14 protein-coding genes are annotated in these 16763 nt (G+C 46.9%); all 14 read left to right on the forward strand.

Annotated features, from left to right (window positions below):
- The first annotated feature begins 216 nt into the window (after positions 1-216).
- The 14 genes from ndk to ICN44_RS11725 all read left to right on the forward strand — a co-directional run bounded on the left by ndk (position 217) and on the right by ICN44_RS11725 (position 16728).
- Entirely contained in the window at positions 217-642 is a 426-nt protein-coding gene (gene ndk, locus ICN44_RS11660) for a nucleoside-diphosphate kinase (RefSeq protein ID WP_216264093.1), read from the forward strand.
- Between the two features lie 46 nt (positions 643-688).
- The gene (gene rlmN, locus ICN44_RS11665) at positions 689-1921 is read left to right on the forward strand and encodes a 23S rRNA (adenine(2503)-C(2))-methyltransferase RlmN (protein WP_216264094.1); all 1233 of its coding nucleotides are present in this window, start codon (positions 689-691) and stop codon (positions 1919-1921) included.
- Positions 1922-1948: 27 nt separating this feature from the next.
- Complete coding sequence (ispG, locus tag ICN44_RS11670; protein WP_216264095.1) at positions 1949-3217, forward strand: flavodoxin-dependent (E)-4-hydroxy-3-methylbut-2-enyl-diphosphate synthase; 1269 nt, start codon at positions 1949-1951, stop codon at positions 3215-3217.
- A gap of 40 nt (positions 3218-3257) precedes the next feature.
- Positions 3258-4598, forward strand: a complete 1341-nt coding sequence (gene hisS, locus ICN44_RS11675) for a histidine--tRNA ligase (protein ID WP_216264096.1) — start codon at positions 3258-3260, stop codon at positions 4596-4598.
- Positions 4599-4646: 48 nt separating this feature from the next.
- Entirely contained in the window at positions 4647-5306 is a 660-nt protein-coding gene (locus ICN44_RS11680) for a tetratricopeptide repeat protein (RefSeq protein WP_216264097.1), read from the forward strand.
- Positions 5306-6463 (forward strand): outer membrane protein assembly factor BamB, encoded by a 1158-nt coding sequence (bamB, locus tag ICN44_RS11685; RefSeq protein WP_216264098.1) that lies wholly within the window; start codon positions 5306-5308, stop codon positions 6461-6463. Before ICN44_RS11680 ends, bamB begins: the two co-directional genes overlap by 1 nt.
- On the forward strand, positions 6460-7824 hold the full coding sequence (gene der, locus ICN44_RS11690) for a ribosome biogenesis GTPase Der (protein ID WP_216264099.1): 1365 nt from the start codon (positions 6460-6462) through the stop codon (positions 7822-7824). The genes bamB and der overlap by 4 nt, the downstream gene beginning before the upstream one ends.
- A gap of 187 nt (positions 7825-8011) precedes the next feature.
- A complete protein-coding gene (gene hfq, locus ICN44_RS11695) occupies positions 8012-8263 on the forward strand; it encodes an RNA chaperone Hfq (protein WP_072582173.1) in 252 nt (83 codons plus the stop codon).
- A complete protein-coding gene (hflX, locus tag ICN44_RS11700; RefSeq protein ID WP_255537614.1) occupies positions 8196-9497 on the forward strand; it encodes a GTPase HflX in 1302 nt (433 codons plus the stop codon). Before hfq ends, hflX begins: the two co-directional genes overlap by 68 nt.
- The gene (hflK, locus tag ICN44_RS11705) at positions 9487-10992 is read left to right on the forward strand and encodes an FtsH protease activity modulator HflK (RefSeq protein WP_216264100.1); all 1506 of its coding nucleotides are present in this window, start codon (positions 9487-9489) and stop codon (positions 10990-10992) included. The genes hflX and hflK overlap by 11 nt, the downstream gene beginning before the upstream one ends.
- Positions 10992-11861, forward strand: coding sequence for a protease modulator HflC (gene hflC / locus ICN44_RS11710; protein ID WP_215359844.1), 870 nt, complete (start codon positions 10992-10994; stop codon positions 11859-11861). The genes hflK and hflC overlap by 1 nt, the downstream gene beginning before the upstream one ends.
- Before the next feature lie 20 nt (positions 11862-11881).
- Entirely contained in the window at positions 11882-13045 is a 1164-nt protein-coding gene (locus ICN44_RS11715) for an ATP phosphoribosyltransferase regulatory subunit (protein WP_216264101.1), read from the forward strand.
- A gap of 60 nt (positions 13046-13105) precedes the next feature.
- Positions 13106-14446 (forward strand): adenylosuccinate synthase, encoded by a 1341-nt coding sequence (locus ICN44_RS11720; protein WP_216264102.1) that lies wholly within the window; start codon positions 13106-13108, stop codon positions 14444-14446.
- A 65-nt stretch (positions 14447-14511) separates the two neighbouring features.
- Entirely contained in the window at positions 14512-16728 is a 2217-nt protein-coding gene (locus ICN44_RS11725; RefSeq protein WP_216264103.1) for a malate synthase G, read from the forward strand.
- The last annotated feature ends 35 nt before the right edge of the window (positions 16729-16763 follow it).

Genomic DNA, 16763 nt, shown 5'->3' on the forward strand with positions numbered 1-16763 from the left:
GCTGTTAAGCTTAAGTATAGACAAAACACCCTAATTTCAAGCCCCCACAGAAAAGACCTACAAATTAAAGGCTTATGCCCTGTAAATTCAAGGGCTTAGCCCTACTGACATAGGGGTAAATACGGTCAGGCAATGTATAATTCGGGGGTCGCTGGAGTGGGGCGGCTTATTGACCTCACCTAGCAAATACCTTTGAAATCACTATTGGAGTCTTGCATGGCAATTGAACACACCCTTTCTATTATCAAACCTGATGCTGTCGCTAAAAACGTCATCGGCAAAATCTATGACCGTTTTGAATCCGCTGGTTTGAAGATCATTGCTTCCAGAATGGCGCATTTGTCACAGAATGAAGCTGAGCAGTTTTATGGCGTTCATAAAGACCGTCCTTTCTTCAAAGATTTGGTGAGCTTCATGATTTCTGGTCCTGTAATGATTCAAGTATTGCAAGGCGAAGGCGCTATTGCTAAGAATCGTGACTTGATGGGCGCGACTGATCCGAAGAAGGCAGAAAAAGGCACAATCCGTGCTGACTTTGCTGACAGCATTGATGCAAATGCCGTTCACGGTTCTGATGCTCCTGAAACAGCTGCCGTGGAAGTTGCATTCTTCTTCCCTGGCATGAATGTTTTCAATCGTTAATCAACGATTGCTAACGAACAACCTATTTAATTTATAAGTAGGCGCAGTGACCTCCCCGCGCATAAATCTCTTAGATTTTGACGCTGACCAAATGGCAGCGTATGTCGCGGGGTTGAATGAAAAGCCCTTCAGGGCAAAGCAACTCATGCAGTGGATACACCAACGCGGTGTAGCTGACATTAACGACATGAGTGATTTGGCAAAAAGCTTTAGAGCAACTTTGCTAGATAAAGCGGAAGTACTTTCCCTCCCTGTTATCAAAGATGAGCATGCCAATGACGGCACGCGCAAGTGGCTATTGGATGTGGGCGCTGGTAATGCAGTCGAGTCTGTTTTTATTCCTGAGGATGATCGGGGCACCTTGTGTATCTCTTCTCAGGCGGGCTGCGCAGTCAATTGCCGTTTTTGCTCAACTGGGCATCAAGGTTTCTCACGCAATCTGACTTCTGGCGAAATCATTGGCCAACTCTGGTTTGCCGAACATCTTTTGCGCAACGACCCTGAGGCTATTCGTAGAATTGAAAAGTTTCCAACACCAGGCTGGGAACACACAGGGCGTGTGATTTCTAATGTGGTGATGATGGGCATGGGTGAGCCCTTGCTCAACTATGACAATGTGGTTTCTGCATTGCGCTTGATGCTCGATGACAGAGCGTACGGTTTATCACGCCGTCGTGTGACAGTTTCTACATCAGGTGTAGTGCCGATGATTGATCGTCTCGCACAAGATTGCCCAGTAGCATTGGCAGTTTCATTACATGCGCCCAATGACGCATTACGCGATCAATTGGTACCACTCAATCAAAAATATCCTCTACGTGAATTGCTTGATGCGTGCGAACGTTACTTACCATTTGCACCAAGAGATTTCTTGACCTTTGAATATTGCATGCTCGATGGCGTGAATGACTCCGATATCCAGGCAAAAGAATTAGTACGCTTACTCAGAAACATTAAGTGCAAAATTAATCTCATCCCATTTAATCCTTTCCCAGAGTCTGGCCTCAAGCGCTCATCAGCTCAACGCGTCAATGCTTTTGCTGGCATCCTTTTAGATGCGGGCATGGTGGCCACTGTACGGAAGACACGCGGTGACGACATTGCGGCCGCCTGTGGTCAGTTGGCAGGGGATGTTGTGGATCGCACCCGTGTGCGTGAACGCGCTGTTCACAATGCTGAGATCGAGCTCATAGAGGTTGAGTCGGGTGAAGAGTTTGATGAAGATATCAATCTGGGACCTAACGAGCACCCCATTGAGTGGCTCAAAAAGCTGAAGTAAAAATTAAAACCCGACCCATAGATCCTCATGAGCTCTAATCAATCATTACCACCACTTCCGCTAGGCCCATCCCCTAAGCGTGCAACGCGTCAAGCAACCGTTGCCTGGAAAACCAACATCATTACGGTTGGTGGAGATGCACCAGTGCGCGTGCAGTCAATGACCAATACCGATACTGCAGATGCAGTGGGTACTGCAATTCAGGTAAAGGAATTAGCCCGCGCTGGTTCAGAGATGGTGCGTATTACTGTCAATACCCCAGAGGCGGCTGCCGCAGTTCCCTATATTCGTGAGCAGTTAGACAAGATGGATGTTTTGGTGCCGTTGATTGGCGACTTCCATTACAACGGCCATACTTTATTAAATGATTTTCCGGAGTGCGCTAAAGCGCTCTCGAAGTACCGCATCAACCCAGGCAATGTGGGTAAGGGCGCCAAGCGTGATCCACAATTTGCTCAAATGATTGAAGCTGCTTGCAAATACGACAAGCCTATTCGAATTGGTGTGAACTGGGGTAGCTTGGATCAAGAGCTTCTGGCTTCGATCATGGATAGCAATGCAGCTCTGCCAAATCCAAAAACTGCTCAAGAAGTGATGATTGAGGCTTTGATTCAGTCGGCTTTGCAGTCGGCAGAAAAAGCGGTTGAGTTTGGTATGAATCCCGATCAAATTTTGCTTTCTTGCAAAGTCAGTAATGTTCAAGATTTAGTTGCTGTGTATCGTGATCTGTCTCGTCGCTCCGACTATCCACTGCACTTGGGTTTAACTGAAGCAGGCATGGGTAGCAAAGGCATTGTTTCCTCTACTGCAGCTATGGGTATTTTGTTGCAAGAAGGAATTGGCGATACCATTCGCGTTTCATTAACGCCTGATCCAGGCGCACCTCGTGAAAATGAAGTTATCGTTGCCCAAGAAATATTACAAACCATGGGCTTGCGTAATTTCACACCGATGGTAATTGCATGCCCAGGTTGCGGAAGAACTACTAGCACTACCTTCCAAGAGTTAGCGGCGGATATCCAGTCTTATTTGCGTCAACAAATGCCTATTTGGAAGAAAACCCATCCTGGCGTAGAGAATATGAATGTCGCCGTGATGGGCTGTATTGTGAATGGCCCAGGCGAGAGTAAGCATGCCAATATTGGTATTTCATTGCCTGGAACGGGTGAAACCCCTGCGGCCCCAGTGTTTGTCGATGGAGTTAAAGTCAAAACTCTGCGTGGTGAGAAAATTGCCGAAGAGTTTCAGGTGATTGTTGACGAATACGTGAAGCAAAATTACGCAGCCAAGATTTAAATAAGTTTAAGAAAAGCAAAAGCACAACAATAATAAAAAAATGACTGATCAAAACAAAGACTCAAAAGTACAAGCAGCACAAGCCAAGGTTCAGAAGATTAATGGCGTGCGCGGTATGAATGATTTACTGCCAGCAGATGCTGCACAGTGGGCTCATCTTGAGCATGTATTACGTGATTTGACTCGTGCTTACGGCTATGAGTTTTTGCGAACACCGATTGTTGAGGCAACTGCAGTATTTCAGCGTGGTATCGGTGAGGTTACCGATATTGTTGAAAAAGAAATGTATTCCTTTGAGGATCGCTTAAACGGCGAGCAACTCACCTTACGTCCTGAAGGCACTGCTGCTTTAGTTCGCTCTGTAATTGAAAATAACTTGTTATACGAAGGGCCGAAGCGTCTTTGGTATACCGGACCAATGTTTCGTCATGAGCGCCCACAGCGTGGCCGCTATCGTCAGTTCCACCAGTTTGGTATTGAGGCCTTAGGCTTTGCCGGACCTGATATTGATGCTGAAATCATTCTCATGGGTCAGCGCTTATGGGATGAGTTAGGGCTGAAGGGCGTCCGTTTAGAAATAAATTCCCTAGGTCAGGCTCCTGAGCGTGCCGAGCACCGCGCCGCATTGGTAACTTACTTTGAGAAAAATCAATCGCAGCTAGATGAAGATTCACAACGTCGTCTCACTACCAATCCCTTGCGTATATTGGATTCTAAAAATCCAGAGATGCAAGTATTGATTGAAGGCGCACCAAAATTATTGGATTTCTTGGGCGAAGAGTCGCTAAAGCATTTCAATGCAGTGCAGGCATTAATTAAAGCAAATAACATCCCCTGCAAAATTAATCCTCGTTTAGTTCGCGGTCTTGATTACTACAACCTCACTGTATTTGAGTGGGTGACTGATGAATTAGGTGCTCAAGGCACTATTGCTGGCGGTGGACGCTATGACCCATTAATTGAGCGTATGGGTGGCAAAGCCGCGCCAGCTTGTGGTTGGGCTATGGGTATGGAGCGGGTTCTAGAGTTAATGAAGGTTTCTGGATCATTGCCAGAAGCTCAGGCTCAATGTGATATTTTTGTATTGCATCAAGGTGGCGAGACTTTGACTGCTGCCATGATCATCGCTGAGCGCTTGCGGAGCGCTGGAATCGATACCATCCTGTTCTGTCCTCCTGACGGTCAATTAGCCAGCTTTAAGTCCCAAATGAAGAAGGCTGATGCTAGTGGGGCTGCCTTTGCGGTCATTATTGGGCCTGATGAATTAGCCAAGAATGAGGCGCAACTCAAGGACTTGCGTGGTACGGGTGAGCAGAAGTCCGTGCCTCTGGATGATGTTCTGGGGGCAGCAATTGATGCCCTAGTTGGCGCCTCCGAATAGAATTAAGCTAATACACACTAATTACCTATTAAATGAGTTTGGATTGACATGCCTTTAGATTTAGAAGAACAAGAACAATTAGACCAATTCAAAGCGTTTTGGCAAAAGTACCGCAACCTGATTACTGGGGTCGTTACAGTTGCGTTGTTTGCTTATGCTGCATACAGTGGCTATCAATGGTGGCGCAATAGTCAGGCACTCGAAGCGTCTAAGCTTTATGAAACGATGGTAGGTGCCATTGCTAAAGGCGATAAAGACCAGACTCTACGCGCAACAGATGATTTACAAAAAGATTTTGGTCGTACACCTTACGCAGCAATGTCTAGTTTGATCGCTGCACGAATTGCATCAGATGCAGGCGATAGCGCAAAAGCTCTGGAGTATTTGCGTTGGGCGGCAAAAAATTCATCCAATGATGGTTATCTTGGATTAGCGAAATTACGCCTAGTAACTCTATTGATTGAGCAGGGCAGTGAAAAAGATTTTGCAGAGGCTGATCAAATTTTGAATGAGAAACCGATTGCTGGTTTTGAATCCTTATGGCTTGAGCGTCGTGGCGATTGGTATTTGGCGCAAAAGAAAAATGAGCAAGCTAAAGTAAGCTATCAAGAAGCCTGGAAAAAATTAGACCAAGCAAAAGAATTTCCTGAAGAAGCGCGTCGTCTTCTCAAGGTTAAATTAGATGCTGTTGGAGGAGTTGCTCAGTGATGACTAAAGAAATGAAGCGTTTACCGATGCGCTTAAGCACCGCCTTGGTATTGGGCGCCGCGGTAATTGCTTTGGCTGCATGCTCTGGTAGCTCCAGAGTAAGAAAACCCGCTGATTTAGTGACTGTTGCCAATCAATTTGATTTGCAGTCTGTATGGTCAACTAGCATTGGTTCATCTGAATCCTTTAATTTTCATCCTGTTGTTGCCGGCGATGCGGTGTACGCCGCTTCTCATGGCGGGAACTTAGCGAAGATTGATTTGGCAACAGGCAATAAGCTCTGGTCTGTATCTGTTCCTGAGCGTTTGTCTATTGGCCCCGGCTCTGATGGTCGCACTACTGTAGCCGTAAGCACTAAAGGCATGGTCTACGCCTATGACGATACTGGCAAGCCGATGTGGAATGTCAGCGTTGGTAGCGAAGTATTAAGTGAGCCAGTAGTAGCTGGTGGTGTTGTCGTAGTGCGTGCACTAGACAATCGCTTCATTGGGCTGGATGCGCTAACGGGCGCTAAAAAGTGGACTTATCAGCGTCAACAGGCTGCATTGTCATTGCGTGTTGGCTACGGCATGCTGGCTATTGGCAATGAAGTCATTGTTACTGGTTTCACTGGTGGGCGCTTTGGCATGATTGCTATTGCTAATGGCGGCTTAGTTTGGGAGACGCCCGTTTCTTTTCCTAAGGGCTTCTCAGAGATTGAGCGCTTGAATGATGTCACTGCTAAACCAAGTATGGAAGGCGATATCCTCTGCGCAGTCTCTTATCAAGGACGCATTGGTTGCGGGCAGGCTCGTACAGGCAACCTTTTATGGTTCAAAGACTATTCAAGTTATACCGGTACATCACAAAGCACCGACATGGTTTTCTCGGCAAACGATAAGTCTTATGTCACCGCCTTTGCAACGAAAGATGGCACTCAAGTTTGGGAAAACACGCAGCTGACATTCCGTGATGTTGGTGAGTCGCTTGCAGTGGGCAGGGTGCTGCTCATGGGTGATGCTCAAGGTTATATCCATGCATTTTCACAGGCGAATGGCGAGATGGTTGCGCGTATTCGTCACGATAGTAGTCCAATCTCGGCTGCCCCCATTGCGGTAGGTGGCCTCATCTTGGTTCAATCTCAAGGTGGAAAAATAGCGGCGTACAGTCCAAAATGAATCCAGTCATCACTATCGTCGGTCGTCCCAATGTGGGAAAGTCGACTCTCTTTAATCGCTTAACGCGTTCACGTGATGCATTGGTGGCGGACTTTTCTGGCTTAACCAGAGATCGACACTACGGCAAAGGTCGTATTGGTGAGCGTGCTTTTATTTGCGTAGACACCGGTGGTTTTGAGCCAGTAGCCAAGACCGGCATTGTTGCTGAGATGGCAAAGCAGACTAAGCAAGCCGTTGCTGAATCTGACATTGTGATTTTCTTGGTTGACGGTCGTCTCGGTATGGCGCCACAAGATCGCGTCATCGCCGATTTCTTACGTAAGACTGGCCGACCAATCATCCTCGCGGTTAATAAAACAGAAGGCATGCAGGCTGGCGTTGTCACAGCCGACTTCCATGAGCTTGGTTTAGGTGAACCGTTCCCAATTTCTTCAGCGCATGGCGATGGTGTGCGCGGCTTAATCGACGACGCATTAGATTCCCTTGGTATTGCAGAGCCAGATGAAGATGAATTGGCTAATGATCCAAATCGTCCAATGAAGATCGCCGTAGTAGGGCGCCCTAACGTTGGTAAGTCAACGTTAATTAACAAATTAATCGGTGAAGAGCGTGTCATTGCATTTGATATGCCAGGTACCACTCGTGATGCAATCGAAGTTCCGTTTGAGCGCAATGGCAAGCCTTACATCTTGGTTGACACTGCAGGTTTGCGTCGCCGTGGCAAAGTTTTTGAAGCGATTGAAAAGTTCTCTGTTGTTAAAACATTGCAAGCGATTGCTGACTGTAATGTGGTGATCTTGATGTTAGATGCTCAGCAAGATATTTCTGAGCAAGATGCGCACATCGCTGGATTTATTGTGGAAGCTGGCCGCGCTTTAGTGGTTGCAGTGAACAAGTGGGATGGCTTGGATGCGTATGTAAAAGAGCGTGCTCGATTGGAGATTGCACAAAAGCTCCGCTTCCTCGATTTTGCAAATGTGCACCCAATCTCCGCTAAAAAGGGTACAGGCCTTAAGGAACTCTTTAAGGATGTGGATTCTGCATATGCAGCAGCAATGGCAAAACTACCAACCCCACGCTTAACCCGTATTTTGCAAGAGGCAATTGAGCATCAACAGCCTAAACGCGTTGGTATGGGCCGTCCTAAATTGCGTTATGCCCACCAAGGGGGCATGAATCCTCCAATTGTGGTCATTCATGGCACATCCTTGAGTGGGGTGACGGATAGCTACAAGCGATACTTAGAAGGTCGCTTTAGGGATGTCTTTAAATTGCGCGGTACGCCTCTGCGTATTCAGATGAATACCGCTAAAAACCCCTACGTAGAAGCGGATAAGGGTAAAAAAGGCAAAAAGCATTAATTTGAGCTTAGTTTTATCCATCATTCGAAATGGGCTTGATTTTTTCGAAAATCAGCCCAATATAGAGGGCTGAGTGAGTAGTTTGCAATAAATGTTTTTTAGTAAAGGTTTGCAGTAAATTGGTATTTAATAAAAAAAGCAAGACTCCCAAAAAAAGTAATTAAGCAAAAAATAATTAAGGAGCAGTATGAGTAATAGCAACCCCAACAAAATTCAATTACTTCAGGATCCTTTCCTCAATGCTTTGCGCAAAGAGCATGTTCCTGTTTCGATCTATCTTGTAAACGGTATTAAGTTACAGGGCAATATTGAATCTTTTGATCAATATGTTGTCCTCTTGCGTAATACCGTGACACAGATGGTTTACAAACATGCAATCTCCACGATCGTTCCCGCTCGTGCGATTGATTTCCGTTTGGAAGAAGCTAGCCCTGTATAAAACTGGAGTAGATGCGGCACGCGCCGTTCTGGTTGGTGTAGATACAGGACGCGAGGATTTTGCGGATAGCATGGCTGAGCTCAGTCTTTTGGCTGACAGCGCCGGTTCTATACCTGCAGCCAGCGTTATTGCACGTAAAGGCAAGACTGACCCTGCCTTGTTTATTGGTTCGGGCAAGGCTAACGAACTCAAGAGGGTGATGGAGGAGCAAGGCGCAGAGCTTGCCATCTTTAATCACCCACTATCCCCAACTCAGCAACGTAATTTAGAACGTCACATTGGCTTTCATGTAATGGATCGCACTGGCTTGATTTTGGATATCTTTAGCCAAAGAGCGCAAAGTCATATTGGTAAGACTCAAGTTGAGCTTGCACAAGTCCGCTATCGCATGTCACGTTTAGTAAGAGCTTGGAGTCACTTGGAACGTCAACGTGGTGGAATTGGTGTTCGTGGCGGCCCTGGTGAAACGCAGATGGAGTTAGATCGCCGGATGTTGGCGACTAAAGCGAAGCGCTTGGAAAATGAGCTTGAAAAGTTGCAGCGTCAGCAAAGAACCCAAAGACGTTCCCGAAACCGTAGAGATGTGTTTTCAGTCTCCTTGGTTGGGTATACCAATGCTGGTAAATCGACCTTATTTAATGCCCTAACCAAAGCTGGGACTTATGCTGCTGACCAGTTATTTGCCACCCTGGATACCACCTCTAGAAGGGTCCATTTGGAAGGGGTTGGTTCCATTGTCGTCTCTGACACGGTTGGATTTATCCGGGATTTGCCTCACCAGTTAGTAGAGGCTTTTAGGGCTACTTTGGATGAAACCATCCATGCCGACCTGATTTTGCATGTCATTGATGCCTGTAGTCCCGTAGCTAGGGAACAAAAAGTGGAAGTTGAGGCGGTTTTGGAGGAAATTGGGGCAGATGACATCCCCCGTATAGAGGTTATGAATAAGATCGACCAGATGCCTCAAACCTTCACCCGTGGGGCTGTTTTAGAGCGGGATGGGGAGGGTATTCCGAGCCAGGTTTTCCTGTCAGCCAAGACGGGCTTGGGTCTTGATTTACTCCGTTCAGCCTTGGCCGAATGCTCCCAAATGACTGATAGAATAAGGGTCGAGCACAACCGTGCCAAGAAGCAATTGGCCCCGGATGAGTTTTTAGAGCCTTTACCCGAACGACCAGAAACTTCTGAATTTAATCCGATTGCCAAGCGAAGCTATTTTTCAAATGATGCGTAAATTTCTCGACCTGTTTTCGGTCAATGATCCAGGTTGGGGCAATAGCCACAATGCCGGTGGATCCAAAGATGCCAAAGATGGGCAGGGAAATGAACAAGCCCCAAAAGCCGATCCAGAAACCAATAAACCGGTAGAAACTCAGCCAACGAATCAGTCAGCTAAGCCAGACGGCCCACCAGACTTGGATGAGCTATGGCGCGACTTCAATGACAGAATTGCTGGCATCTTTGGCGGCAAGAAAACCCCAGGCGCAACAGGCGGTCCTACTAGTAAGCCAACGAATAAACCAAACAGCACTGATATTCCTCCACCTTCGCAACGCGGAAATGGCGGTAACGGTGGTGGCGGCATCAATACGCCTAACTTTAATTTCAGCAATCCATTTGGATCGAAAGCAAGCATTCTGGTTGCTGGGGCGCTGGTCTTCTTTGTGTGGATCTGCAGTGGCTTCTTCATTATTCAAGAAGGGCAGGCTGGCGTTATTCTGACTTTTGGTAAATACGATTACACCGCTAAGCCGGGTATTAATTGGCACATGCCTTGGCCGATTCAATCTGAGGAGACTGTCAATCTCTCAGGCGTTCGCTCGGTAGAGGTCGGTCGCCCTGTATTGATCAAGGCTACCAATCAAAAAGATTCCTCCATGCTCACAGAAGATGAAAACATCATCGATGTGCGCTTTGCTGTGCAATACCGCCTCAAGGACCCTACAGATTATTTATTTAATAATCGTGATCCTGATACTGCAGTTGTGCAAGCGGCAGAAACTGCAGTGCGTGAGATTGTTGCCCGCAGCAAAATGGATACCGTGCTGTATGAGGGGCGCGAAAAGATTGGTATTGATTTAGCCAACTCAATTCAGAAGATTTTGGATAGCTACAAAACGGGCATATATGTGACCAGTGTGACTGTGCAAAACGTTCAACCGCCTGAACAAGTTCAAGCAGCGTTTGACGATGCAGTCAAAGCGGGTCAAGACCAGGAGCGCTTGAAGAGCGAAGGCCAGGCTTACGCTAATGACATTATTCCGCGCGCCAAAGGTACGGCAGCCCGTCTTATTCAGGAGGCTGAAGGCTACAAGGCCCGTGTAGTTGCTACTGCAGAGGGTGATGCCACGCGCTTCAAGCAAATTTTGGTGGAGTACGCAAAGGCACCACAAGTAACGCGTGATCGTATGTATATCGATAGCATGCGTGAGATGTATAACAACGTGACCAAAATCTTGGTTGATACCACCAAGAGCAATAGCCTTTTATATCTTCCGCTTGATAAGATCGTTGCACAGGTGAGTGCTGAAAGTGCGCAAGCGGCAAATACACAGACAAATCAGTCTGGCACCAACACTCCAACTGGTAGCGTGACAGTTGGTGGTGCCACTGGAGTAAATGCTCCAGCCCCAACTTCCAGTGCCGCTCCTGCAACCCCAGCGTCAGCTGTGAATAACTCTCCCGATAAACGTGATGGTCTCCGTAGTCGTGATCGGGAGTCTAGATAATGAATGCCAATCGTTTAATCGCAGCAGGTATTGGCTTTATTGCGCTGATTTATGTTCTGTCTTCTAGTATTTTTGTCGTTGATCAACGTAAGTTTGCCGTGGTGTTCTCGTTTGGACAGATTGTTCGCGTGATTGAGAAGCCGGGCATACAAATGAAGTTTCCGGCGCCATTTGAAAACGTGCGTTTCTTTGATCGCCGTATTTTGACAATCGATAATCCAGAAGCAGAGCGCTTCATTACTGCTGAGAAGAAAAACTTATTAGTAGATTCTTATGTGAAGTGGCGCATTGTTGATCCACGGAAGTTTTTTATTAGCTTCAAAGGCGATGAGCGCTTAGCTCAGGACCGCTTAACCCAATTAGTTCGTTCCGCCCTGAATGAAGAGTTTACGAAACGCACTGTGCGTGAGTTAATCTCTGATCAGCGTGAAGAGGTGATGCAGGGTATTCGTAAAAAAGTGGCTGATGATGCTGCTGATATCGGTGTAGAGATTGTTGATGTGCGCTTGAAGCGTGTTGATCTCTTAGCGGAAATTAGTGATTCTGTTTATCGTCGTATGGAAGCAGAGCGTAAGCGTGTAGCTAATGAGCTCCGCTCCACTGGTGCTGCAGAGTCCGACAAGATTCGTGCGAATGCAGAGCGTCAACGCGATACGATCTTGGCAGAAGCCTATCGCGATGCCCAAAAGATTAAAGGTGCTGGCGATGCTAAAGCAACAGCACTCTATGCGGAAGCATTTGGGCGCGATCCTCAGTTTGCCCAGTTCTATCAAAGCCTAGAAGCCTATAGAAGTTCTTTCAAGGACAAGAAGGACATTATGGTGGTTGAACCGAATGGCGAGTTCTTCAAGTTCCTGCACAAAAAATAAGAAAGCGAATAGTCCTCATCATGAATCGCTGGTTACTTCCTGAAGATATTGCAGACGTTTTGCCTGCACAGGCTCGAAAAGTGGAGTCATTGCGTCGTGCCGTTTTGGATTTATATCAATCCTACGGCTATGAGTTGGTTGCGCCTCCGATTCTGGAGTTTTTGGACTCTCTGTTGACCGGAACTGGTTCTGATCTTAATCTGCAGACCTTCAAATTAGTGGATCAACTCTCTGGCCGTACTTTAGGTCTGCGTGCTGATATAACGCCGCAAGTAGCCCGCATTGATGCGCACCTCTTAAATCGTGATGGCGTTACTCGTCTTTGCTATGCCGGATCTGTTGCGCACGCTCGCACACCAGTTGGGAGCTCAGCGCGCGAAGAATTGCAGTTGGGCGCCGAGATTTATGGTTGTGCGACTTGGGAAGCTGATTTAGAGGCAATCACCTTGCTTCTCAAAACGCTATCTGTTGCAGGCTTAGAAAAGGTTTATCTCGACTTATCTCACGCGGGTATTTTGGCGGGCATCTTAGATGGCCAGAATTTGGATAAAGCAACGGTTGAAGCTTTATATAGCCTTCTGCAAAGCAAGGATCGTCCTCGCTTAAGCCAGTGGGCCACTTGCCTGCCTACGAAAGTATCCGAAGCTCTGATGGCCCTCACTGAACTCAATGGCCCATGCTCAGAAGTGTTGGCCAAAGCGAAGAGGGTATTGCCTAAACACGCAGCGATTGATGAGGCGCTGGCAGATCTTGAGCGTTTAGTTTCAGCTGCAGCGAAGTTTTCTGTCAACTTAGAGCTCAGCATTGATTTGGCGGATCTTCGTGGTTACCAATATCACAGTGGTGTGATGTTCGCAGCTTACGTAGATCAATTGCCTCAGCCCATTGCCAGAGGTGGTCGTTACGATCACGTAGGTCAGGCTTTTGGCCGTCCTCGTCCTGCAACTGGGTTCTCATTAGATCTTTTGACTCTAGCAAACTTGTCACCCATGAATGTGCGTAAGTTGGCTATCTTGGCTCCTTGGGTTGAGGATGCTGCGTTAAGCAAGGCAATCACCACTTTGAGAGGTCAGGGCGAAGTAGTGATACAGATTCCAGTAGGAGCGGTAGCTGAAGCTGCCGAGTATGAATGTGATCGAGAGCTGGTTAAGCAGGGCAGTTCTTGGGAAGTAAAAAAGAAGTAAAGCAATCAATTTGACGTTAAGTAGTTAACTTATTTTGTAATTATCTTTTTGGATTTCATTATGTCTTCAAAGCAGCAAACTAAAGGTCGTAACGTAGTTGTCATTGGCACTCAGTGGGGTGATGAAGGCAAAGGTAAGGTAGTAGATTGGTTGACTGACCATGCACAAGCAGTAGTGCGCTTTCAAGGTGGGCACAATGCGGGCCATACCTTAATCATCGGCGACAAGAAGACCATTTTGCGTTTGATTCCTTCCGGAATCATGCATAAAAACGTGATTTGCTATATCGGCAATGGCGTGGTGCTTTCACCAGAGGCGCTCTTTAAAGAGATCGGCGAGCTGGAAGCCGCTGGTTTAGATGTTCAGTCCCGTCTTAAAATTTCTGAAGCAACCACTTTAATTCTTCCGTATCACGTAGCTATTGATCATGCTCGCGAGAAGAAGCGTGGTGAGGCCAAGATTGGCACAACTGGCCGTGGCATCGGACCTGCGTATGAAGATAAAGTAGCTCGCCGTGCTTTGCGTGTGCAAGACTTGTTCTACCCAGAAAAATTTGCAGAGCAGTTGCGTGAGAACTTGGAATATCACAATTTCATGCTCACGAATTACTATGGTGCTGAGCCGGTCAGCTATGAGAAGACTTTAGCCGAAGCAATGTCTTATGCAGAGCGTCTCAAGCCCATGGTGGTAGATGTGTCCAGCGCTTTGTATGCTGCGGAGCAATCTGGTCAAAACTTGTTATTCGAAGGTGCGCAAGGCACACTACTCGATATCGATCATGGCACCTATCCCTATGTAACCTCCAGTAACTGCGTAGCAGGTAATGCTGCTGCAGGTTCAGGTGTTGGCCCTGACTCCTTGCAATACATTTTAGGTATTACGAAAGCTTACTGCACTCGCGTTGGCGCCGGCCCATTCCCAAGTGAACTATATGACCATGACAACCCTGTAAGGCAAGATCCGATTGGTGTGCGTTTGGCTGAAGTGGGTAAAGAGTTTGGTTCCGTCACTGGCCGTCCACGCCGTACTGGTTGGCTAGATGCTGCTGCATTGAAGCGCTCGATTCAGATCAACGGCCTATCTGGTCTTTGCATTACTAAGCTAGATGTCCTTGATGGCCTTGAAACCATTCGCTTATGCGTTGGGTATAGCCTTGATGGCAAGAAGTTAGATGTATTGCCACGTGGTGCAGAATCAGTTGCTCGTTGCGAGCCAATTTATGAGGATTTCTCGGGCTGGAAGGGTACAACCTTCGGCATTCGCGAGTGGGATAAGTTGCCCGCTGAAGCCCAAAAGTTTCTCCGTCGTATTGAGGAAGTGGCTGGTAAGCCGATTGCAATGGTATCTACAGGCCCAGAGCGTGATGAAACCATTCTCCTCCAGCATCCCTTCCAGGATTAATGGAAAATATTTAATCATTTATTAACCAAACCGATTTATTAACTTTTGCTTAAGAAGACATCAACATGACTGCGCGCACTACCTGCAATAGCCTCCAAGTGGCAACCCCCTTATATCGTTTTATCGAAGACAAAGTGCTTCCGGGCACTGGTATTAAGAGTGCCGATTTTTGGAAAGGCTTTGATGAAATCGTTAAAGACTTAACTCCAAAAAATGAGGCTTTGCTTGCAAAGCGTGATCGTCTGCAATTGGATTTGGACAAATGGCATAAAGCCAATCCAGGTCCAATCAAAGATATGCCTGCATATCGTCAGTATTTACAGGAAATTGGCTACATCGATGATGTACCCGCCAACATTTTGGCAACTACTCAGAATGTGGATGATGAGCTCGCACTTCAAGCTGGCCCTCAGCTTGTTGTTCCGGTGCTCAATGCGCGCTATGCTTTAAATGCTGCTAACGCCCGCTGGGGATCTTTGTATGATGCTCTATATGGGACGGACGTTATTTCAGAAGAAGATGGCGCTGGTAAAGATGGGGCATACAACCCTATTCGTGGAGCAAAAGTAGTTGCCTATGCTCGACAGTTTTTAGATCAAGCAGCCCCTTTGGCCAAGGCCTTATACGGTGATGTTGTTGCGTATATCGTTGTCGACAATAAACTTTCAGTGAAGTTAAAAGATGGCGGCACCACTGGTTTAATTGACGAGAAACAGTTTGTTGGTTACCAAGGCGAAGCTTCTGCGCCATCCTCTATTTTGTTGCGCAATCACGGTATTCATATTGATATCCAAATTGATAAGACTAAGACCATTGGCGCTTCTGATCCAGCGGGCGTGAATGATGTAGTTCTTGAGGCAGCGCTCTCAACGATTTTAGATTTAGAGGATTCGGTAGCAGTCGTTGATGGTGATGACAAAGTAGTGGCCTATGAAAACTGGTTAGGCATTCTCAAGGGTACTTTGGTTGAAGAAGTGAATAAGGGCGGCAAAACATTTACTCGTAAGCTCAATCCCGATCGTCAATATAAAGCTGGCATTGGTGCGACCAACGCAAAAGATGGCATTGTGACGCTGCATGGTCGTTCACTCTTGTTTCTGCGTAACGTTGGCCACTTGATGACTAATCCGGCCATCATTACTGGTGAAGGGAAGGAAATCTTTGAGGGTATCTTAGATGCAGTAGTAACCGTATTGATTGCTTTATACGACATTAATCGCCCAGCGACTCAGACTATTGGCAATACACGTAAAGGCTCTGTGTATATAGTTAAGCCCAAAATGCACAGCGCAGAAGAAGTGGCGTTTGCTAGTGAGCTCTTCGGTCGTGTTGAGAAACTGCTTGGTTTGCCTGAGAACACTGTTAAGTTGGGCATCATGGATGAAGAGCGTCGCATGAGCGTCAACATCAAAGCGGCCATTGCTGCAGCTGGTGCTCGCGTTGCGTTTATTAATACTGGATTCTTGGATCGTACCGGTGATGAAATGCATACCGGCATGCATGGTGGCGCAATGGTTCGCAAAGGCAGGATGAAGATTGCTAAATGGTTTGGAGCGTATGAGCGCCGTAACGTATTGGCAGGTTTAGATTGTGGTCTGCGTGGCCGTGCACAGATTGGTAAGGGCATGTGGCCTGCACCAGATCTCATGAAGGAAATGGTAGAGCAAAAAGGCGCACACCCTTTAGCTGGGGCGAATACCGCTTGGGTGCCATCGCCTACCGCTGCTACTTTGCATGCAATCCATTATCACCAGGTTGATGTTGCTAAGATCCAAGCGGATATGGAAATACTAGATACTGCCGCCGAATATGATGCCTTAACCGATGATCTCTTGACTGTTCCAATTGCACTATATCCTGATTGGACTAAAGAGGAGATTCGCGAATCTCTTAATAATAATTGCCAAGGTATTTTGGGTTATGTGGTGCGCTGGATTGACCAGGGCGTTGGTTGCTCTAAGGTGCCTGATATCTATAACGTAGGTTTGATGGAAGATCGCGCAACATTGCGTATTTCTAGTCAGCATATTGCGAACTGGTTGTTGCACAAATACGTAACTAAAGCAGAAGTAGAAGAGGCTCTACAAAGAATGGCCACAATTGTTGATGCACAAAACTCTGGCGATCCTCTCTACAAGCCGATGATGCCTAACTACCAAGATTCTTATGCTTTTAAAGCAGCTAGCGATTTGATTTTCAAAGGTCTTGAGCAGCCTAACGGCTACACAGAGCCTTTGTTGCACGCATGGCGCTTAGAGGTAAAGAAGGCACACGCTAAGTAATTTAGCCGACGCTTTAAGTAAGAATGGATTTGCCC

Source organism: Polynucleobacter sp. JS-Fieb-80-E5, assembly GCF_018882015.1.
Classification (GTDB): Bacteria; Pseudomonadota; Gammaproteobacteria; order Burkholderiales; family Burkholderiaceae; genus Polynucleobacter.